This window comes from Cohnella cholangitidis (genome assembly GCF_014107495.1).
Classification (GTDB): Bacteria; Bacillota; Bacilli; order Paenibacillales; family Paenibacillaceae; genus Cohnella; species Cohnella cholangitidis.
In genome coordinates this window covers 5569228-5590095 of the sequence record NZ_CP041969.1, presented here as the reverse complement: position 1 = coordinate 5590095, position 20868 = coordinate 5569228, and the positions used below count along the sequence as shown (strand labels likewise).

Genomic DNA, 20868 nt, shown 5'->3' with positions numbered 1-20868 from the left:
ACTAGTATGTCAGTGTGTTACAATCTAACTATACGATAAACGTAATGGTGGTGAATTCATTGAACCAGAGCTCGGAGCCGCAGCAGGGAACGGCAAGCCACATCGTCTACGCGCGGTTGAAGGAACAAATTCTAAGTCTCGAGCTGCCCCCGGGCACGGCACTATCCGAGAAAGAGATGTCCGCCGTGTTCCAAATGAGCCGTACGCCCGTACGAGAAAGCTTCGTTAGGCTTGCTCAGGAAGGACTCGTCAACGTCCTGCCGCAACGAGGCACGCAAGTATCGCTTATCGATCCGGAACTCATCGAGGAAGGGCGTTTCATGCGGGAACAGCTGGAAAGAGCTGTCGTTCGCTTAGCCTGTGAAAGATTTCCCGAATCGTTGCTTCAGGCTCTTGATGCCAATCTCGACCTGCAAGTCGAAAGCATTGGCCAACAAGACAATCAACGCATGTACCGGCTTGACGACGCTTTTCACCGAATCTTATTCGAAGGTTGCCGTAAGCTGAGGACTTGGTCCGCCATCGAGCAGATGAATGCCCACTTCAATCGCAGCCGGGTTCTCTGGCTTCTGGCCGATTCGCATTGGGAACCGCTCTACGAGCAGCACAAAGATTTGGTAGAAGCGATTCGCAATCGGAATCCGGATTATGCCGAAAGCATCATGAAGAAGCACCTAAGCTTAAGCATTTCCAATTTGGTCGTGCTGCAAGAGGAATATCCTCATTTTTTCAAACTCAAATAGGCGGTGAGAACGATGCGCATGGTATTCCGTTGGTTCGGAGAAGGAAACGATACCGTAACGCTAGATCAAATCAGGCAAATCCCCGGCGTGGAAGGCATCGTCTGGTCGCTCCATGACGTGCCGGCCGGAGAAGAATGGCCGTTGGATCGCTTGATAAGCATCCGCGAACAAGCGGCCCGCGCTGGACTGCACATCGAGGTCGTCGAGAGCGTCAACGTTCATGAGGACATTAAGCTGGGCTTCCGTCCCGGGATAAATACATCGAGAATTACGTTCGCACGATCGAGAAGCTTGGACAGATCGGGGTCAAAGTAATCTGCTATAATTTCATGCCCGTGTTCGACTGGGTTCGGACCGACTTGTTCAAAGCGATGGATGACGGCTCTACCGCGCTATTCTTCGAGAATAGCAAGACAACCGACGTAGATCCGGCTGAGCTGGTTCGCAATATTACGGAAAACTCCGAGCTAAGCATGCCCGGATGGGAACCGGAACGCCTGGCGCATCTCTCCTCCTTATTCGATGCCTATCGCGATGTTACCGCGGAAGACTTATGGCGCAACTTGGACTATTTTCTCCAAGCCATCATCCCCGCAGCGGAACGCAACGGCATCCAAATGGCTATCCACCCGGACGATCCGCCTTGGCCGATCTTCGGGCTGCCGCGAATCATAACGAGCCAACGCCATTTGCGAAGATTCCTTAAACTGCATGATAGTCCGTCTAACGGAATCACGCTATGCAGCGGCTCGCTCGGCGCCAACCCGGCCAACGATATCGTGTCGATGGTTCATGAATTCGCGGATCGCATCCCGTTCACTCATATTCGCAACGTACGCGTATACGACAATGGAGACTTCATCGAGACTTCCCATCGAACCCAGGACGGAACGGTCGATATCGCCGGAATCGTGCGGGCATACCATGAGAACGGTTATAAAGGCTACTGCCGACCGGATCATGGCAGGCACATATGGGGAGAGCAATGCCGTCCAGGCTACGGTTTATACGATCGGGCTCTAGGGATTATGTATTTGTGGGGAGTATGGGATTCTATGGAACGCGCTAGTCAACGGGAAGAGAGGAAAAAATCCGTATGAAGGAATGGCCGAAGCACCCTCATCTACATGGAAAAGTCGTAGTCGTGACCGGCGGTTCCGGCGTTCTGTGCCAAGCGATGGCAGTGGAGTTAGCGAGACAAGGCGCCAAGATTGCGGTCTTGAACCGGACGGAGGCAAAAGGAGCCGCGGTAGCCGAGCACATTCGCCGACTCGGACATCACGCGATATCGGCTGCATGCGACGTGACCGACGCGGATAGCGTCAAGGCGGCCGAGCAGTTCGTCCGCGAACGGCTAGGTCCATGCGACATCCTTATTAACGGGGCCGGCGGCAATCATCCTAGCGCGAACACGACTCTGGAAACCTTTAACACGGATGACCTCGATCAGCCCGAACGGACGACATTTTTCGACCTTAGCGTCCAAGGATTCCGCAACGTGCTCGACCTTAACTTCATCGGAACGCTGATTCCGACGCAGGCGTTCGCGAAAGGGATGATCGGACGTCCCGGCGCTACCGTCATCAACATTTCGTCGATGAGCGCGCCCAGCCCGATGACCAAAGTACCCGCTTATAGCGCAGCCAAAGCCGCGATTAACAACTTTACGCAATGGCTGGCCGTTCATATGGCGGAGGCGGGTATCCGCGTTAACGCGATCGCGCCCGGCTTCTTCCTAACCGAGCAGAACCGCAGTCTTCTCACCAACCCGGACGGCTCGCTTACCGCACGGTCTCATAAAATCTTATCTAACACGCCTATGCGCAGATTCGGCGAGCCGGACGACTTGATCGGCACGCTGCTCTGGCTGGCGGACCACACGACCTCCGGATTCGTTACCGGAACCGTCATTCCCGTCGACGGCGGCTTCATGGCATATTCGGGCGTTTAGGTCACATTCATCTAAATAGGCTTGCCCATAGGAGAACCTATGGTAGGAATATGATTAAGGTCGACCAGACATGGTTGACCTTTTTTGTTGACGATGGGATTTCGCCAAAGCGGCGACATTACGGTGCTCAGCACCGTTATTCACGCTTTTTGCGAGCTCCGCCGTGATATTACGGTGCTCATGGACCTCTGTCAAGAAAGTGGACACCCGTTAAGCGAAGTTACCCCAACATCTTGTAGTACATGGCTTCGAACCGATCCGGCGAAACGTAGCCTAAAGAACCATGAATTCTTTTACGATTATAAAAGAACTCAATATACTCGAACATCTCTTGCTGTGCTTGGACTTTCGTCCTGAAACGCGTACAGTAAATAAACTCTTTCTTGAGCACGCTATGGAACGATTCGATGCAGGCGTTGTCGTAGCAATTGCCTTTCCGGCTCATGCTGGCTTTCATTCTGTACTGTTTTAGCCGTTTGCGGTATTCGTCCGAGGCATACTGTGAGCCGCGATCGGAGTGGTGTATTAGCCCTTTTGAGGGCTTTTGAGCCTTATAAGCTTGGTCCAACGCAGCTAGCACTAAATCCGTCGTCATTCGGTCACCCAACTTCCAGCCCACGATTTTGCGCGTGTAAAGATCCATGATGCTTGCCAGATACATGCGCCCTTCGCGGCACGGTACGTAAGTAATGTCCGTTACCCAAACCTTGTTCGGAGCCGTTGTCTTAAAATTCTGATTCAGTACATTTGGCGCAATAGGGAGCGTGTGATTGGAATCCGTCGTAGTGACACGGAACTTCTTAGAAACGCATGACCGAAGCGCGTTTTCGCTCATGAGCTTGCCGACCAAACGCTCGGAAACCGTCCATCCTTCATCCCGCAGTAGCTTCGTGATTTTCGGGCTGCCGTAACGTCTTTTGGAATCTAGAAAAAGCCATGTAATACGCGCCAGTAGTGCCTTACGACGTTTCTGATAGCTATTTTGTTCGGCTTTCTCTTGAACCCAATTGTAGTAGCCGCTCCGCGATACATCTAAAACGACGCACATCTTCTCGATTCGAAACTCGGAGCGATGATCTTCAATGAACCGGAACCTTAGTTCCTTTCTTTGCTGAAGATGTGCATGGCCTTTTTTAGGATGGCGATTTCCTCCTTGAGGTCTTCGATCTGGCGCTCTTGCTCTAGAAGCTGCTCATCCTTCTGGCGGATTGTCTCGCGATCTACCAGCGGCTCGTTCTCGAACTTGCGGTACTTCGCCATCCACTGATGCAATGTGCCTACCGGTACATTCAGTTCCTCTGCAATTTGAGGTATTGTCTTCGTTTGTTCCTGAATGTACTTGACTGCTTGTTCCTTAAATTCGTCGCTGTAACGTTGTCTATGCTCACCCATGCCGGACACCTCTTCATTTTGTTGTGTTAATTATCTGCATTCTCTTATGAGGTGTCCACTTTTTATTCTAGTTGCATCAGTCACCGTTATTCACGCTTTTTGCGAGCTCCGCCGTGATATTACGGTGCTCAGCACCGTTATCCACGCTTTTGCGGGCTCCGCCGTGATATTACGGTGCTCAGCACCGTTATTCACGCTTTTTGCGGGCCGTGATATTACGGTGCTCAGCACCGTTATTCACGCTTTTTGCGGGCCGTGATATTACGGTGCTCAGCACCGTTATTCACGCTTTTTGCGGGCTCCGACGCGAAATAACGGTGCTCAGCACCGTTATTCACGCTTTTTGCGAGCTCCGCCGTGATATTACGGTGCTCAGCACCGTTATCCACGCTTTTTGCGGGCTCCGCCGTGATATTACGGTGCTCATGGACCTCTGTCAAGAAAGTGGACACCCGTTAAGCGAAGTTACCCCAACATCTTGTAGTACATGGCTTCGAACCGATCCGGCGAAACGTAGCCTAAAGAACCATGAATTCTTTTACGATTATAAAAGAACTCAATATACTCGAACATCTCTTGCTGTGCTTGGACTTTCGTCCTGAAACGCGTACAGTAAATAAACTCTTTCTTGAGCACGCTATGGAACGATTCGATGCAGGCGTTGTCGTAGCAATTGCCTTTCCGGCTCATGCTGGCTTTCATTCTGTACTGTTTTAGCCGTTTGCGGTATTCGTCCGAGGCATACTGTGAGCCGCGATCGGAGTGGTGTATTAGCCCTTTTGAGGGCTTTTGAGCCTTATAAGCTTGGTCCAACGCAGCTAGCACTAAATCCGTCGTCATTCGGTCACCCAACTTCCAGCCCACGATTTTGCGCGTGTAAAGATCCATGATGCTTGCCAGATACATGCGCCCTTCGCGGCACGGTACGTAAGTAATGTCCGTTACCCAAACCTTGTTCGGAGCCGTTGTCTTAAAATTCTGATTCAGTACATTTGGCGCAATAGGGAGCGTGTGATTGGAATCCGTCGTAGTGACACGGAACTTCTTAGAAACGCATGACCGAAGCGCGTTTTCGCTCATGAGCTTGCCGACCAAACGCTCGGAAACCGTCCATCCTTCATCCCGCAGTAGCTTCGTGATTTTCGGGCTGCCGTAACGTCTTTTGGAATCTAGAAAAAGCCATGTAATACGCGCCAGTAGTGCCTTACGACGTTTCTGATAGCTATTTTGTTCGGCTTTCTCTTGAACCCAATTGTAGTAGCCGCTCCGCGATACATCTAAAACGACGCACATCTTCTCGATTCGAAACTCGGAGCGATGATCTTCAATGAACCGGAACCTTAGTTCCTTTCTTTGCTGAAGATGTGCATGGCCTTTTTTAGGATGGCGATTTCCTCCTTGAGGTCTTCGATCTGGCGCTCTTGCTCTAGAAGCTGCTCATCCTTCTGGCGGATTGTCTCGCGATCTACCAGCGGCTCGTTCTCGAACTTGCGGTACTTCGCCATCCACTGATGCAATGTGCCTACCGGTACATTCAGTTCCTCTGCAATTTGAGGTATTGTCTTCGTTTGTTCCTGAATGTACTTGACTGCTTGTTCCTTAAATTCGTCGCTGTAACGTTGTCTATGCTCACCCATGCCGGACACCTCTTCATTTTGTTGTGTTAATTATCTGCATTCTCTTATGAGGTGTCCACTTTTTATTCTAGTTGCATCAGCACCGTAATTAACGCTTTTTGCGGGCTCCGACGCGAATTAACGGTGCTCAGCACCGTTAATTCACCACTCTCGGCTCAGCCACTTTATAAATCGCAAAAAAGAGTGGAAGCACGGGGCTCACACCCCGATCATCCACTCTTCTCGATCGCCTCAGTGACCAACCTTCGTCCGTTCTTTGCCCTTGTCGGAATCGCCGGCGTTCTTGTTGGCGGATTCTCGGTCCAATTGCATCTCTTCCACCGTCTTCACCTTCAAGCGAGCGGCGCCGCGGTAGCCTTCGTTCGTCGGGATGAGGTTGCCGGCGGCAAGACGTTGCTTCGCTTCGGCAATCGCTTCTCCGTATTGCGGAAGCCACTTCTCCTGAGCGACGAGCATCTCGTCTACCATCTGCCATATTTCTTTCGGATTGCACACCGCTCCGACTAATGGATCCATCATGAAAGCTTGACGAAGCAGCTTGTCGTCGCCATGAACGGCCGCTTCAACCGCAAGACGTTGAACGGAAATGCTGACGTTGCATACCGCTGCCGGACCCAGCGGAAGGTTGCCGACGATCGGCATGGAAATTCCGTTGCGATCCGCATATCCCGGAGCTTCGATAATGGCATCTCCAGGCAAGTTCGCAATGACGTCGTTGTTTCTTACGTTGAAATGCCCTCGATAAACCCTGCCGGTTTCCAAGCCTTCGATAATATAGGAACCATGCTCTTCGCCGCGTTCTTCCGGCGCATACTTCATGGCCGGCTCCTTCATCCAGTTCGGGAAATCGGTCTCGAACCAATTGCGCCCTTCCGTGCAGACGCGCAAGTATCCGCCGGTCTCTCCGTTAATCCAGTTGCCCAGGTCGATCCACTGCTCGATCTCGTCCGGGCGTTTGCGGTACCATGGCACGTATTCGCTCAGATGGCCGTTCGATTCGGTGCTATAATAGCCGAATCGGCGAAGCATATCGATTCGCACTTTTTCCGTACGACTGAAATCCGGATGCTGTTCGAACGCTTCGAGCAATTTCCCCGTCAAATCTTCTCCTCTATGGCGAATCTGGATGTACCAAGTCTGGTGGTTGATGCCCGCGCAAATGATGTCGACATCTTGCTTCTCCAGTCCGAATGCCTCGGCGATTTGCCGATGTCCGCCCTGCACGCCATGGCAGAGTCCGATCGTGCGTACGCCGCCGTACTGATTGCACGCCCATGTCAGCATCGCCATCGGATTGGCGTAGTTCATGAGCAGAACGTCTTTCGCCGCTACCTCGCGAATATCTTTGCAAATTTGCAGCATCTCGACGATACCGCGTTGACCGTACATAATGCCGCCAGCCGACAACGTATCGCCGACGCATTGGTCGACGCCGTATTTTAACGGGATATCTACATCCGTCGCGAACGCTTCCAAGCCGCCGACCCGGATCGTGCAGAATACGTATTTCGCCCCCGTCAAAGCTTGTCTCCGATCCGTAGTCGCTTGTATCCGAATCGCCAGCCCGTTCTCGTTAATGTCACGCTGGCAAAGCTCCGTCACCATCTCGAGGTTGCGGGAATTAATGTCCGTAAAAGCAACCTCAATGTCTTTAAACTCGGGTACGCTCAGCAAGTCACGAAGCAATCCGCGGGTAAATCCGATGCTCCCCGCGCCTATGAATGCAATCTTGAATGACATATCAACAGCCCTCCAGGTCCATGTTAAATGAAATCGATTTGATGAATTCATTGTAACAAGCCTAATCGGGGAAGCGTTATCGGAATCATGACTATCTTAACCTCAAGCTGTCAACAATCCTCACTTTTTCATTCCCGGATAATGATGCGTATTCATCGTATTGCGGAATTCGATAGGAGTCATGTTCGTATGTTTCTTGAAGAGCGCGTGAAAATATTGCCGGCTGCCCGCACCGACGTATTCGGAAATGTCCGCCACGGGGATATCGGTGTGCAGGAGCAGCATTTTCGCCTTTTCCATTCTGACGGCCGTCAAATATTCCATTAACGTTTGTCCCGTCTGCGACTTGAATATCCTTTGCAAATAACCGGGATGCAAGCTCACGAAGGAGGCAACCTCTTGTACGAGAATATTGCGATCGTAGTTCTGGTGCAGAAACTCAATGCTTTGCTTGACGTAATGCTCGGCCTGTTGCCAACCGCTCTTCCGGGAATCGGCTCTTAGCCTGCTAATCCGAATGAACAGCTGCGTTAGGAGCAAACGATCGAGCATCCCCCCGTCGCCGTCCCTCTTATCCAGTTCCAGTACGAGGCTTTTCAGGGAGTGATAAACTTCATCCGGATCCTGCAGCATCAAATAGGAGGCCGGGGCTTCGATCATCGCGCGCAACGAATCCTCTTCGTCGGCGATTTGTTTGATCGAGGGAAAGCTCCCGGCATGCTCGGCAAAACCGAACTCGACGTTCAGCATGCGGCAAGTCCGTTCGACGATAAGCCGATGAGGCACGTTCGCATCCAATAAGATAAACTCGCCTTTCGTAAGCTTGATCGACTCCCGAAGTCCCGCTCCCCCGTTCCATTCGACGACGCAATCGCCTTGGATGACATACATGATTTCGGTGGAATCATGCTGATGGAAAGCCATTCGAAACTGTTCCCACTGCTTGAAATAGTAAGCATATACGCGCGGAGAGTAATCCGCCTTCAATAAATTCGAATCGAAAATGCTCCCGTTTACCATTTCAACCTCCGAAAATCAAATATTTACCTTACATTTACATCACATTTACAAACAGGGGATTTCACTTTCTCCATCATCATGTTATATTCTATAACATATATTTGCGAGGGAGTTGATCAAGATGGAATCGTTGCACCTTTTGTCGGAATTGCCGAAAGTGGATTTACACGTTCATCTCGACGGATGCATCAAACCCGCCACGCTTCTTAAGCTGGCCGATCAACAAGGCCTTCCCCTTCCATCTTACGAAGCCACGGATCTGCTTCCTTACGTGCAAGTAGGCGAGGAATGCACGAATCTTACGGAATATTTAACGAAATTCGATTTCGTGCTTCCTTATCTGCAAACCAAAGAATCGTTGGAACAGGTCGCGTTCGAAGTCGTCGAACAAGCAGCCGAGCAACGGATCAAATATATCGAGGTGCGATTCGCCCCGCAATTGCACCGGAGCGGCGGACTATCCGCCGCCGACGCGATCTACCATGTCATTGAAGGCTTAAAGCTCGGAGAAGCCCGGTTCGGCGTAAAAGCAAGAGCAATCGCCATCTGCATGAGAAACCATTCCGCCGAAACGAACCTGGAAGTCATCGAAGCAGCTTTCCATTATATCGGCCACGGGCTCGTAGCCGTAGATTTAGCGGGCGATGAAACGACCTATCCCGCGGCGCGATTCCGCGAGGTGTTCGCCAGAGCAAGAGAACTGGGCATTCCCGTAACGATCCATGCGGGCGAGGCTGCCGGTCCGGATAATATCGAAGAGGCGGTACTCCGCCTCGGAGCTCGCCGGATCGGGCACGGAGTACGGTTAAAGGAAAACTCCGACGTCTTGAACATGATCAAAGAACAAAGAATCCCCTTAGAACTCTGCCCCACAAGCAACATCCAGACTAAAGCCGTACTCGGCTGGGAGGAATATCCGATCAGGGAATATTACGATCAAGGAATCGTGTTTACGGTCAATACCGATAACCCCGGCGTTTCCGGTACGGATATTACGAATGAATACCGGGTCATCGCGGAGAAGTTCGGCTTCACGCTGCGGGAGATCACGAAGCTCATTCTGAACGGAGTGGAGGCTTCCTTCCTCGAAAGCCATGAGAAAGCCGCCTTAAAAAGCGAATTCGAAGCGATCCTAATCAAACTGGGCGTATATGATGCTCCCGACGCCTTATCTTAGTCTATCACAATAACAAAACAACCGAGCGTAAGGGATGATCCCCTGCTCGGTTGTCTTCGCATCATCGCGTTATTTCCTTGCCGCCGGACAATAGCCTGAGAAGCTCTTCCCGTTTCGGAAGGCCTTCCCAATCCCCTTTGTACTGCGTCGCCAACGATCCCATGAAGTTGGCTCTCTCCAATGCCCTGAGCAGATTGTCCTCCTGCTCCAAATCTCCGTTCTCCAGAAATCCCGATAGGAATCCGGCAGCGAAAGCATCGCCGCGCCGACGGTGTCCACGACTCGCGATACGGGAAACGGCTTCGCCTCGACCGTACGGTTAGCGAGGAATCCCTTGGAACCGCGTTCACCTAGCTTAAGCACGACAGCCTTGGCTCCTAATTCAAGAAACCGCGGCCCATACTGGTCTTCAGGCATTTCACCGACGAGAAATTCCGCCTCCTCGACGCCCGGCAAGAAAATGTCGCACAAAGGAATCAAGGAAAGCAGCATCGCCCGCGCTTCCTCTTCGCCCCAAAGCTTGCGTCGCAAGTTCGGATCGAAAGAGATCGTCATTCCCTGCCGGCGAGCTTGCTTCATCAACTCTTTAACGGCATCGCCCGTCTCGGGGCCGAGGGCAGGCGTGATCCCCGTTACATGCAAATGCTTCGCCCCTTGAAGCCAAGAAGCTTCCACGTCGCGAGGCGTTAACCGGCTGATCGCCGATCCTTTGCGATAGTAATAGACGTTCGGATCTCCGTATCCCTTAAACTCCTTGAAATAAATCGCGGTCGGATACGCGTTGTCTCTGGCAACGTGCGTCACGTCGATTCCTTCGCCGGCCAAAGTGGATAAAATCAAATCGCCGAACGGATCGGCGCCTAAGCGGCTAATCCAACGAACCTTAAATCCCAACCGGGATAGGCCGATCGAAACGTTCGATTCCGCGCCGGCGATCGAACGGGTAAACAAAGGCGCATAAGCTAACGAGCCTTCGCTCATCGGCTGAAGCAACACCATGCTCTCCCCTAGAGTAACGACATCCGTTTCCCGAGGGGTGCTCATGCCTGCTTCGCCCCTTGAACCTCATTCACGAACGCCTGAGCCAGCTTGAGCAGCTCGTCGAACTTCCCGTCCTTCACCAGTTGCTTGTCGACTAGGTTTCCGCCTAATCCTACGGCAATCGCGCCGGCATCCAGAACGGAATTGATATTTTGCAAGTTCACGCCTCCGGTGGCGACCATCGGAATATGGTTCAACGGAGCGCGAATCTCTTTCAAGTAATTAATGCCTAGAGAGCCCATCGGGAATACCTTGACCGCGGATGCCCCCGCCTTATACGCGCGGACGATCTCCGTCGGAGTCATCGTGCCCGGCCATACTTCGACGCCTTTCTCGACGCCGTAGTAAATCACTTCTTCGTCCAAGTTAGGCGAAATGATATATTCCGCGCCCGCCGCGACCGCTTCCTTGGCTTGTCCCAAGTCAAGCACGGTGCCCGCGCCGATGCGCAGACGGCCTTCGTAGTTTTCGCGGAAACGCGAGATCATGTTTAGCGCGCCATCGGTATTCAAAGTAACTTCAAGGAAAACGATTCCGCCGTCCGCCAACGCTTTAGCGGTCGCATCTCCGGATTCCGCGGAAATGCCGCGAATAATCGCTACGATTTTCTCTCGTGACAAGGCTTGCATGATTTCTGAAGGCATATGAAAACTCCTTTGGGTGTAGTCGATCTTTCTATTCACCGTAACCAACGTATCCCATTTTACCACCACGGTCAACGCGATGAAACATCATATTCCTGCATATATATATCTTTTTTTGACTATTCAGTGCTTTCCTGATCTTTTCATCGCGGCTTGCTCGTCCTTCAATTGCTTTTTGTAACGTTCCGGGGATACGCCGACATGCTCTTTGAACAGCCTGCTGAAATGCGCGAGATGCTTGAACCCGAGGCGAAAAGACGCATCCGTAACCGCCAAGCCCGGATGGAGCAAAAACAAGATTCTCGCTTCGTTGATCCGTTTCCGATACACGTACTCGAAGATCGTTACCCCGGTTACTTCCTTGAAGATTTTCGCCAAATACGATTTGCTAAGATGAAGCTCTTGCTGGAGCCGCTCCATGCTCAGTTCCTCTTCCGTATACCGGGTCTCGAGCAAAGCGATTACGTCTTGTACCGCCTTTTCCTTATCCGACGGAAACTCCCTCTGTTCCCGAAGCGGTTGACGGCAACGGTCGTAAATAAAATGCAGCAAATCCAAGAACGCAAGCATTAACCGGCCTTCGCCGACATGATCTCCCCGTTGCTGATAGCCGTGCATCAACACGAGTATTCTCTCCAATTCTTCCCTATCCTCCGCGCTTAAGATGAGCCTGTAATTTCTGAACTGCTCGAAAGGCTGCAATATCGGAACCGCTTGCGGCAAATCCGTATAAGGACGAAGGATGGATGGATCGAAATGGATAATCGACCGGATATACGGGACGGACGGGTCGATCTTCGGGCAGTGAAGCGTCATGCCGTACATGAGAATAAGATCGCCCGGCGCGAGATTATAGATTTGGTCCCCGATCAAATAATTGCATTTACCCTCATGAAAATAATACACCTCGTAGAACGTATGCGAATGAAACACCGGCTCGAATACGCCCGTCGACCGGTAATTGTACTCAAACATTCGGTTGCAGCTCCGTCAACAGTCCTCCGATAACCACGGAAAAATGGTTCAGCATTTGCGAGGAATCCGGAAATTGCCCGCTGAAATCCTCGACTCCGAGGTAACCGTCGTATCCGACCGCGATCAGGTCGGATACCACCTGTCTCCATGGAACAATGCCGTCTTTAAGCCCCATCCAATCGCAGTGCCAGCTCTTGGTTCCATCTTCGGCCGTCTCCTTAATGCTCCATCCCGCGTTTTTTACATGCACATGCGCCAAATACGGCCCCAGCAACTCCAACGACATTCGGTAATTCTCGAACCCTTCGTGTACCGTATTGCCCGGATCGAAGAGTACGCCGATCGCGTTCGGGTCCAAGCCCTCGACCAGTCTCCTCGCTCCGGAAGCCGAAGCGGCTATCGTAACGTGGTGAATCTCGATTAAACCTTTAACGCCGTACTTCCGGCATAGCTTTTCCGCTTCTTGCAAATAGGTACGGCCAAGCTCGAACAATTCGCCGAACGGTCGGCTGCGGTCATATCCCGGCACGCCCAAGCGGATATAAGAAGCGCCCATATATTGCGCGGCTTGCAATACCTTCTCCGTCTCCTCCAAATCTCCCGCGCGCAAGTAAGGGGTGACGCTCAAGTTGGCCAGTCCGTGTTTTTCCGCCGCTTGCTTAAAACGATCCAGTTCCGCTACGCCGCCGGCCGGAGAGATCGTGCAGCGATTGTTGCCCCAGTAAGACGGTTTCTCGTTCGCCGCATCCGCGGGGGTGTCCTTATAGCGCCATTCGATTGCCGCCAAACCTGCTTGTTTGGCCGCCGCAGCGAGTTCTTCCGGTTCTAGTTCCGGAGTCGCGACCGTAAAGACGGATAGTTTAATCATAAAGTACGTTCCTCCTCTTAAGGAATCATTATTCGCTAGTTATTCGACGCGAACAGCTTGAGCTTGCGCCCGCAAGCAAAGCTCCGCCGCCTTGAAAACATGAGCCTGGGACATCGCGTTTTCCGTCCGGTTCAAGCAATCCAGCACAAGCTCGCCGAAGTAGGGGAAACCGACCTTCCCGCCGAGTTCCATGCGGAACTCGCCTTCCCCGTTCACGAGGTATAGCTGATCCCCTTCGGCAGCTCGCGCGATGTCGACATATTTGCGCAGCTCGATATACCCGTCCGTCCCCAAAACCACCGTCCGGCCGTCCCCCCATGTCGACAGTCCATTCGGAGTCAACCAGTCCACGCGAAAATAATTCGTCGCCCCGTTATCGCCGACAAGCGTGGCGTCGCCGTAATCCTCAAGTTCGGGATACCCCTTGTTATGGTAATTCGCCACTTTGCTATGCAGCACTTTGGCGTCTTGATTACCCGAATAGTAGAGGAATTGCTCGATCTGATGGCTGCCGATATCGCACAGTATGCCTCCGTACTGCTGCTTCTTAAAAAACCAATCCGGTCTTTGCGGCGCGTTCAACCGATGAGGTCCAAGCCCGAGCACCTGAACCACGCGCCCGATCGCCCCGTTAAGAATAAGCTGTCCCGCGAATACCGCGCTTTCCACATGCAGGCGCTCGCTATAATAGACTGCGTATTTGCGTCCGGTCGACTCGGCGGTCTGTTTAGCCCGTTCTAATTGATCGATAGAAGTAAACGGCGTTTTGTCCGTGAAATAATCTTTGCCGTGCTCCATCACTTTCACGCCGAGCGGCCCGCGTTCGCTAGGAATGGCAGCGGCGGCAACGAGCGCGACTTCCGTATCCTGCAAAATTTGCTGCTCGGATTCGGCGACGCGAACGTTAGGGTACGTTTGGATGAACTTGCTCACCTTCTCGGGATCGGGATCATATACCCACTTCAACGTTGCTCCCGCTTCCCGCAGCCCGTTGCACATTCCATAGATGTGACCGTGATCAAGCGACATCGCCGCGAACGCGAACTCTCCGTCGCCGACAACCGGCCGCGGCTTCCCTTGCGGCGCGTAGTTCATGCCATTGGCTTTGGACATCGTCATTCTCCTTTTCTTCCGCTGCTCTTCGAACGTAAAATTTGCTCTTGAAGCTTATCGTAAAACAAATCCTCGTCCAGCGGCAGGTCTACCCAGTTGTCCGTCCAAGTCGACAACAGCATCGCGTTGGAGATCGAGAGCCCTTTGATTCCGTCTTCGCCCGGCGCCAGCAACGGCGTGCCGTTAAGAATAGCGTCCGTCCAGTTTCGAGTGATTTCCAAATGCTGAGCTCCGCCCGCTTCCACCGGAATGTCGCATTTCCAAACTTCCGGTTGGGCGAAAGGCGACTTGTTGCTCTTATTAAACTCCGACTCCAATTCCCTTAATCGCCAGAAGGTCATTTTATCGTCTTCGATCACGATTTTGCCGCGATCGCCGGAAATCTCGAATCGGTTGGTTCCCGGGCAATCATGCGTAGAGGTGACGAACACCCCCGTCGCGCCGTTCTCGTATTCCGCGTAAGCGGTCACGTCATTCTCGACCTCGATATCGCGATTTTTACCGAAAGCGCAGAACGCGCGAATCCGCCTCGGCATTAAGCCCGTTGTCCATTGCCACAGATCCAATTGGTGAGGGTCCTGATTAATGAGTACCCCGCCGCCTTCTCCGGCCCATGTCGCTCTCCAACCGCCGGAATTATAATACGCTTGAGATCGGTACCAATTCGTAATGATCCAATTCGTACGCCGGATCTCTCCAAGCTCCCCCGAAGAAATCAAGTCGCGCAGCTTTGCGTAGAGCGGATTGGTGCGCTGATTGTACATGATCCCGTATACTTTGCCGCTTGCTGTCGCGGCGTCGTTCATTTCCCGAACTTGTTTGGTGTAGACGCCGGCGGGCTTCTCCACGAGCACATGAAGACCATGGGAGAAAGCCTCGATCGCTTGCTTCGGATGATCGTAGTGAGGCGTGCACAATAACACGCCGTCCACCGCCCCGGAACGAAACATCGCCTCAGGCGTCTCGAACGTCAGAACGCCGTCTCCCCCTTGCTCCTTCGCCAGCTTCAAACGCTCCGGCCGAACATCGCTGACGGCAGTTAATTCGGCTCCGGCCACTTGACCTTCAATCAAATACTGGGCGTGGCCGGTCCCCATGTTTCCTAGGCCGATGATACCGATCCTCACTTTGTTCAACGGGTTTCGCCTTCCTTCTTCGCTTGATATTCATCTACAGGTATTGTATCACCTTAACTGTGGATGAACTTCACTCTGAGGAACGATTATTAGGACGCATTTAACTGTGAGTCTACTCGCTAACTCGACTTTATCCAGAAGAATGAGAGAGGGGCTTTCTCTTAAGATCAAGATCGATCTTAGAGAATGCCCCATTTCGATAGATACTTCTCTTTTTCATCGCCAACCCGCCTCGGCTCGATCGTGCTCGATTACCGGGATTAGTACCGCGTGGCGATACTATTGAGTTCCTAAATGCTAGCAGCATTGTTAAACAGAATACTAATCAAACCCGCAACAAGTAAATAACCGCGGTGACGGTTATGATGCTCAGCGCAGTGGATACGAGCACGGTCTGGGAAGCGAAATCCTTCTCGTTGTCGAACTCGACGGCTAGCAATACGCTTGATAACGACGTCGGGACGGCCGAAGATACGATAAGCGCCGCGGCTACGGTCGGTTCTACGTCGAACAAGAGCACGACGCCCCAGGCCAGCAACGGACCTACGATGAGACGAAGCACGGACGCCAAGCCGACATCGAACGCCAGCTTGCGGCTGAACGCTCCTTTCATGCTGCCCAGTTGTACGCCAAGCGTAAAAAGCGCCGTACCGATGAACGCATGGGACAAATAGCCGACGGATATGCTCATGAATTCAGGCAACGGAACGTGAAACCCCCGCAATAACAAAGCAAGAGGAATGACGTATATGACGGGCATCGATAAGATCACTTTGCGAATTTCTCGCCAATTCGCTTTGTGAGCGTTCACGCTATAGATACCGTAAGTATTCGGGATAAGAGATTGCATCATCATGATAATGATCTGCACGGACAACGTGTAAGGATTGCCGGCAAAAGCCAACTGGTTAATAGGGATGCCATAGTTCGCGCTATTGTAGAATAGAACGCTGTTCCTCATAGCCGCGCGCATGCCCCCGTCGTATTTTCGCAGGCGAACGACGGCTTCGAGCAAGCCATACTGCGCTAACATGAACACGACGAAAAAGAGCAGTACTTGCCCGAACAACTGGGCGGAAATCGCGGTACCATACAGCAACTCAAACATGATCGCCGGCGAAAATAGATAGAAATTGAGCTTCGATAACGTCTTGATGTCCAAAGTGAAGATACGATGCAGCACGATCCCAAGACCGATGATGAGCGATAACGGCAGTACGTTATTCGTAAGGATAAGCAGAAAAATGTCCATGCGGTCAATTATCCTCCCCCTGCCGCAACACGTCAAACCTTATCTTCATGCTATACTATTCCTGATGCAAACGGGAAGCAAACCGATATTTCTCGAGCAAAGGATGAAGCACCATGGCTTTCGGCATAAAAAGAGCGGAGTTGAACGCGTGGAAAGCAGCCGTCATCAGGGGAGAAACAGCCTTCTTGACCCACTATTGGTTCGATCCGCGTTTTCCGCAATTTCGTACGGTAACCAAAGTAGGCAACGCGAATCTTGAACGGTTAACCGAATGGTGCGCGGCCAACGGACTCAATCCAAATTACATTCATAACCGTCCTCCGTTCCCCCACTTCGACTTGATGGGAGCTAAACAGCAGGAAATTCTCCGCAAAGAAAATCTGATCCGCCACTTGGAGAGATTCAATATGGATGGAAACGGCTTGGATTTCTCGTAATAGCCGGTGCCTCCGACGATACAAAAAAAAGCCCAGTACCGACACCGCGGCGCTGGGCAGAAAATTATTCTCTATTCCAATCAAACCCGACTTTGTTCAGGAATGCCCGGGCAAGAACGGCATGCCCGGCTTGCGTCGGATGTACGCGATCCCATGCGAGGGTTGCCGAGTAGAGATCTTTAAGCACCACGTTAAACGCGGCTTGCGTATCCACGAACAATGATCCCGTTTCCTCCGCGATCTTCTTCACGATAGCCCCGTATTCATCCATCGTCCGTCTCATCGCATCCTGTTCGTTGCTTTCGAGATAGAATGGCGTCATAAGGACAATTTTGCCGACATGAGGTTTGGTTCGCTCAACCAACGCACGAAGCGTCGCTTCGTACTTGTCCGGGTATACATGCCATTCTTTAATGAACGGAGTATCGTATTGGCGCCAAACATCGTTCGTTCCGATCATTATCGATAGCCAATCCGGCTTCCGGTCCAATACGTCCTCTTGCCATCTTGCTTCGAGATCCACGACGGTATTGCCGCTAATTCCCGTATTCACCACGCGAATGCCCAGGTCCGGATATATCGCTTGCAGCAAGGCATCCACCAACGACACGTAACCTCTGCCCAGCGCTCCGAACAATCCTTCTCCCGCGGGCTTCGCCCGATCGCAATCCGTAATCGAGTCCCCGATGAATAATACTTTCTGACCTTGTTGCAACAACATTTCCGTCTCTCCCCCGACCTACTGAATTCGTTTTCATTGATTCGACTACTGCCATTGTACAATTAATAATAGGCGATTTACTAGATCTTGGCATGGACTTTTTATCAAGCGACAACGTAAAAAAAGCGCCCTGGGAAGGAATTCCCTTCGCCAAGACGCCTTTTATCTTAACCTGATTAGGATATCGATTCGATCAAGCCTTTGAGCTTATCGGCCGACCGGTGAAGGAGCGCCTTCTCCTCGTCCGCCAATTGGATAGGCAACACTTCCCTGACGCCCGTCCGATCGACGACGCACGGTACGCCTAAGAATACGTCCGAAATGCCATGGTAGTCTTTCAGCAAGGTGGAGACGTTCAGGACGGCTCCTTCGTCGCGCAGAATGGCCGTGCAGATCCGGTCTAGCGCAAGGGCGATCGCGTAATAAGTCGCTCCTTTGGCGCTGATGATTTGATACGCCGCATCCCGGGTGTTCGTGAAAATTTCTTCTTTCGCTTCATCGTCCAATTGAATCTGCGATCCCGCCACGTTAGCAAGGCTCCAGATCGGAAGCTCAGAATCCCCATGCTCCCCTACGATGTGCGCATGCACGCTGCGCGGATCGATCGCCAGCTTGTCTCCGATCAAATAACGGAACCGGGCGCTATCCAGCAACGTTCCCGAACCGATGACGCGGTTAACCGGCCATTGCGATTTGGTCCACGAGAAATAGCTCATGACGTCTACCGGATTCGATGCGATCAATAAGATGCCGTGCGAGTTATGCTTCAGAACCTCCGTGATGATGCTATCGAAAATAGCCACGTTACGCTTCAGAAGATCGACTCGCGTCTCTCCTTCTCTCTGCGCGGCGCCTGCCGTGATCACGATAATATCCGCCTCGCGGCAATCCTCGTATGTACCCGCCCATAGCTTAGCCCCTCCTAAGAAAGGCATGCCGTGATTCATGTCCAACGCGTCGCCGACGGCTTTTTTATGATTCGCGTCGATCAATACCAGTTCGTCTACCCTATTCCTCAACAATAAGGTGTAGGCCGTCGTCGATCCTACGGCACCCGCACCGATAATGACGATTCTTGTTCTTTTTGCCATCTTCAACACTCTCCCAGCATTTAATCTTCCATAAAAGGCTTATTAACATAATAATACATATAACCCATTAGCAACCCGCCGCCGATCAAATTTCCGAAAGTTACCGGGATCAGGTTGTGCATGACGCCATCGAACGATATCGTTCCCGGATGGTTAAGCACGAGCGCGATTGCGAACGTACACATGTTGGCGATGCTATGCTCGTAACCGGAAATGAAAAAGCAAAACACGAACAGCATCATGGCGAACATTTTGGCCCCGTCGCCCTTCATGGACAACGGAATGAAGAAAGCCAGACAGACGAGCCAGTTACATAAAATTCCCCGAAAAAACAGCTCCATCGTCGGTGTATGCATTTTCTTCTCCACTACGCTGAGCAGAAACCCGTTTACGGACGATTCGTCGAAAAGCCCGGTCGTATAAATTAGAAAAGCGAATACCGCCGCACCCAAAACATTCCCCATGTAACTCCATACCCATAACTTCGCCGCCATGCTTGCTTTTATTTTTTTGCGCAGCGCCGCATAAGTGTAATAGAACGTATCTCCGGTAAACAGGTCGCCGCCGCCGTAAGAGATTAAGATGATTGCGGCTCCGAACGTAAGGGCGGCCATCGGATACGTGAGCGGAGAATGCTCCGAGTAGAAGAAGCTGCCCGTCTTGAAGGCGACGATGACTCCGAAGCCGATGAACATACTGGCTAACATGGATCGCGCAAGATAACGCAGCCGGCCGTGCTCGTATACTTTTACTTTTTTCGAGGCTAGCTGTTCGACTTTCTGTAAGGCTTCAGTCTCCATTTGCGCTCCCCCCTCAGCGTCTCTTGGTTGAGATGGTTTCGATGGTTTGACTATATCATATTGAGGATATAAAAAATGTGACATTCGTCACAAATCGGAATTCGCCGGTTTGCTCGTCTTTACCCTCTTCCGCTTTCCGTTAATCCGCGCGACCACCGATCAAGCCCTTTCACGATGCCAAGCAAAGAAAAACATAGAACAAGCGCGACCAGTTCAAGTTGGAGCAAATACCATGGCCAAGGAGCCAGCAGATCCAGCAACGAAGCCGTATCCGGCTTGCGGGCGAGGAACATGAAGTTGGTGCCCGCCAAACTGTTCGTGATCGCGGCGGGAATCGCCAGGACGTGCAGCCAGCCGATCGCCCGGAATACGGACGCGACAGTCGGACGATAGCCTTCGATAACCGTTAGGAAGACGCTTGCCCCGATAATCGCGCCATGGGCGATGAAGAAATGAAAGTAGCGGAATTGGGGAAAAGCGGCATCCAGATTCGGCGTTAGCAACGCTTGCATGGCTCCCATGATCCCGAGGAAAAACGTAATCTCATAAAGCCTGCGATTGCGCGTAAGCAACAACAGCGCCGATAACCACATCATGATGCTGCAAAGCTGAAACGGGAGCGAGTATAGCCCCCAGTTATCGGTTAGCCCGTACCACACTTGCAGCGATAGTTCGCAGCCCACGAGCACGGCGACCAATGCGTATCTGGCGCTGCGGTTTGACCTGGTCGTTCGCAAGCTTTTGCGGAAGATCACGACTCCCAGCACGATCGCCGCAGCCATGGCCAGCCCTAATCCATGAGCCCACGAGAATGGTATGAATGCCATTTCCGTTCCTCTTTTCCTTGAGCGGGATTGCCCTTTTACACCTTCATTCTAGAAAATCGGCGCAAAAAAAATAGTACCAACTTTATTTGGTACCCTCGGAGCGGTTCGCTTAACCTTATTCATCTGGCTATGTTTTGTAGGGATGATAAGGAGTTCTACTTGGGAACGATTGGTTGGGGGGAAAATTAACACGATTTACTCGGGTTAAATCGTACGCAAACATGCTTGGTGGCGAATTAACACGAATTACTCGGGTTAAATCGTACGAAAACATACTTGGAAGCCAGCTAGCACGACTCACTC

Annotated in this window: 22 protein-coding genes and 1 pseudogene; 5 read left to right on the top strand and 18 right to left on the bottom strand. The window is 51.9% G+C overall.

From position 1 onward, the window contains the following. The first annotated feature begins 59 nt into the window (after nucleotides 1–59). The 3 genes and pseudogenes from FPL14_RS25565 (at nucleotide 60) to FPL14_RS25555 (ending at nucleotide 2694) form a co-directional block, all read left to right on the top strand. Nucleotides 60–743, top strand: coding sequence for a GntR family transcriptional regulator (locus tag FPL14_RS25565; RefSeq protein WP_229263672.1), 684 nt, complete (start codon nucleotides 60–62; stop codon nucleotides 741–743). Between the two features lie 12 nt (nucleotides 744–755). After that, a pseudogene (gene uxuA / locus FPL14_RS25560) lies at nucleotides 756–1843 on the top strand (mannonate dehydratase). Beyond that, complete coding sequence (locus tag FPL14_RS25555; RefSeq protein WP_182300368.1) at nucleotides 1840–2694, top strand: SDR family oxidoreductase; 855 nt, start codon at nucleotides 1840–1842, stop codon at nucleotides 2692–2694. The pseudogene uxuA and the gene FPL14_RS25555 overlap by 4 nt, the downstream one beginning before the upstream one ends. 220 nt (nucleotides 2695–2914) lie before the next feature. Here FPL14_RS25555 and FPL14_RS25550 read toward each other — a convergent pair whose 3' ends face one another. The 7 genes from FPL14_RS25550 to FPL14_RS25530 form a co-directional block, all read right to left on the bottom strand. Then, nucleotides 2915–3778, bottom strand: coding sequence for an IS3 family transposase (locus FPL14_RS25550; protein ID WP_229263952.1), 864 nt, complete (start codon nucleotides 3776–3778; stop codon nucleotides 2915–2917). 11 nt (nucleotides 3779–3789) lie between these two features. Continuing rightward, nucleotides 3790–4086: a transposase gene (locus tag FPL14_RS29675; protein WP_220471186.1), complete on the bottom strand. Its 297-nt coding sequence runs from the start codon at nucleotides 4084–4086 to the stop codon at nucleotides 3790–3792. A gap of 233 nt (nucleotides 4087–4319) precedes the next feature. Next, nucleotides 4320–4526: a hypothetical protein gene (locus FPL14_RS25545; RefSeq protein ID WP_182300367.1), complete on the bottom strand. Its 207-nt coding sequence runs from the start codon at nucleotides 4524–4526 to the stop codon at nucleotides 4320–4322. 25 nt (nucleotides 4527–4551) lie between these two features. Beyond that, on the bottom strand, nucleotides 4552–5415 hold the full coding sequence (locus tag FPL14_RS25540) for an IS3 family transposase (protein ID WP_229263952.1): 864 nt from the start codon (nucleotides 5413–5415) through the stop codon (nucleotides 4552–4554). Between the two features lie 11 nt (nucleotides 5416–5426). Further along, the gene (locus FPL14_RS29670; protein ID WP_220471186.1) at nucleotides 5427–5723 is read right to left on the bottom strand and encodes a transposase; all 297 of its coding nucleotides are present in this window, start codon (nucleotides 5721–5723) and stop codon (nucleotides 5427–5429) included. 231 nt (nucleotides 5724–5954) lie between these two features. Then, on the bottom strand, nucleotides 5955–7463 hold the full coding sequence (gene melA / locus FPL14_RS25535) for an alpha-glucosidase/alpha-galactosidase (RefSeq protein WP_182300366.1): 1509 nt from the start codon (nucleotides 7461–7463) through the stop codon (nucleotides 5955–5957). A 120-nt stretch (nucleotides 7464–7583) separates the two neighbouring features. Further along, nucleotides 7584–8483 (bottom strand): AraC family transcriptional regulator, encoded by a 900-nt coding sequence (locus tag FPL14_RS25530; protein WP_182300365.1) that lies wholly within the window; start codon nucleotides 8481–8483, stop codon nucleotides 7584–7586. 121 nt (nucleotides 8484–8604) lie between these two features. Here FPL14_RS25530 and add point away from each other — a divergent pair, with 121 nt between their 5' ends. Then, complete coding sequence (gene add / locus FPL14_RS25525) at nucleotides 8605–9660, top strand: adenosine deaminase (protein ID WP_182300364.1); 1056 nt, start codon at nucleotides 8605–8607, stop codon at nucleotides 9658–9660. A gap of 69 nt (nucleotides 9661–9729) precedes the next feature. On the opposite strand, the gene FPL14_RS25520 is transcribed toward add, so the two are convergent. The 7 genes from FPL14_RS25520 to FPL14_RS25490 all read right to left on the bottom strand — a co-directional run bounded on the left by FPL14_RS25520 (nucleotide 9730) and on the right by FPL14_RS25490 (nucleotide 16689). Further along, nucleotides 9730–10704, bottom strand: a complete 975-nt coding sequence (locus tag FPL14_RS25520; protein WP_229263671.1) for a sugar kinase — start codon at nucleotides 10702–10704, stop codon at nucleotides 9730–9732. Continuing rightward, the gene (locus FPL14_RS25515; RefSeq protein ID WP_182300363.1) at nucleotides 10701–11345 is read right to left on the bottom strand and encodes a bifunctional 4-hydroxy-2-oxoglutarate aldolase/2-dehydro-3-deoxy-phosphogluconate aldolase; all 645 of its coding nucleotides are present in this window, start codon (nucleotides 11343–11345) and stop codon (nucleotides 10701–10703) included. Before FPL14_RS25515 ends, FPL14_RS25520 begins: the two co-directional genes overlap by 4 nt. A 123-nt stretch (nucleotides 11346–11468) precedes the next feature. Continuing rightward, nucleotides 11469–12320, bottom strand: a complete 852-nt coding sequence (locus FPL14_RS25510) for an AraC family transcriptional regulator (RefSeq protein ID WP_182300362.1) — start codon at nucleotides 12318–12320, stop codon at nucleotides 11469–11471. Continuing rightward, nucleotides 12313–13185 carry a sugar phosphate isomerase/epimerase family protein gene (locus FPL14_RS25505; protein WP_182304163.1) on the bottom strand — a complete coding sequence of 291 codons (873 nt, stop codon included), beginning with the start codon at nucleotides 13183–13185 and terminating at the stop codon, nucleotides 12313–12315. Before FPL14_RS25505 ends, FPL14_RS25510 begins: the two co-directional genes overlap by 8 nt. A 42-nt stretch (nucleotides 13186–13227) precedes the next feature. Further along, the gene (locus FPL14_RS25500; protein WP_182300361.1) at nucleotides 13228–14301 is read right to left on the bottom strand and encodes a Gfo/Idh/MocA family protein; all 1074 of its coding nucleotides are present in this window, start codon (nucleotides 14299–14301) and stop codon (nucleotides 13228–13230) included. Nucleotides 14302–14303: 2 nt separating this feature from the next. After that, nucleotides 14304–15437 (bottom strand): Gfo/Idh/MocA family protein, encoded by a 1134-nt coding sequence (locus tag FPL14_RS25495; protein WP_182300360.1) that lies wholly within the window; start codon nucleotides 15435–15437, stop codon nucleotides 14304–14306. Nucleotides 15438–15762: 325 nt separating this feature from the next. Continuing rightward, complete coding sequence (locus FPL14_RS25490; protein WP_182300359.1) at nucleotides 15763–16689, bottom strand: AEC family transporter; 927 nt, start codon at nucleotides 16687–16689, stop codon at nucleotides 15763–15765. A gap of 113 nt (nucleotides 16690–16802) precedes the next feature. Here FPL14_RS25490 and FPL14_RS25485 point away from each other — a divergent pair, with 113 nt between their 5' ends. Next, nucleotides 16803–17126 carry a hypothetical protein gene (locus tag FPL14_RS25485; RefSeq protein ID WP_182300358.1) on the top strand — a complete coding sequence of 108 codons (324 nt, stop codon included), beginning with the start codon at nucleotides 16803–16805 and terminating at the stop codon, nucleotides 17124–17126. A 64-nt stretch (nucleotides 17127–17190) separates the two neighbouring features. Here FPL14_RS25485 and FPL14_RS25480 read toward each other — a convergent pair whose 3' ends face one another. The 4 genes from FPL14_RS25480 to FPL14_RS25465 all read right to left on the bottom strand — a co-directional run bounded on the left by FPL14_RS25480 (nucleotide 17191) and on the right by FPL14_RS25465 (nucleotide 20565). Continuing rightward, a complete protein-coding gene (locus tag FPL14_RS25480; protein ID WP_182300357.1) occupies nucleotides 17191–17847 on the bottom strand; it encodes an SGNH/GDSL hydrolase family protein in 657 nt (218 codons plus the stop codon). A 176-nt stretch (nucleotides 17848–18023) separates the two neighbouring features. Continuing rightward, complete coding sequence (locus FPL14_RS25475; protein ID WP_182300356.1) at nucleotides 18024–18938, bottom strand: L-lactate dehydrogenase; 915 nt, start codon at nucleotides 18936–18938, stop codon at nucleotides 18024–18026. Nucleotides 18939–18958: 20 nt separating this feature from the next. Further along, on the bottom strand, nucleotides 18959–19738 hold the full coding sequence (locus FPL14_RS25470) for a formate/nitrite transporter family protein (RefSeq protein WP_182300355.1): 780 nt from the start codon (nucleotides 19736–19738) through the stop codon (nucleotides 18959–18961). A 119-nt stretch (nucleotides 19739–19857) separates the two neighbouring features. Beyond that, nucleotides 19858–20565 (bottom strand): YwaF family protein, encoded by a 708-nt coding sequence (locus FPL14_RS25465; RefSeq protein WP_182300354.1) that lies wholly within the window; start codon nucleotides 20563–20565, stop codon nucleotides 19858–19860. Between the last annotated feature and the right edge of the window lie 303 nt (nucleotides 20566–20868).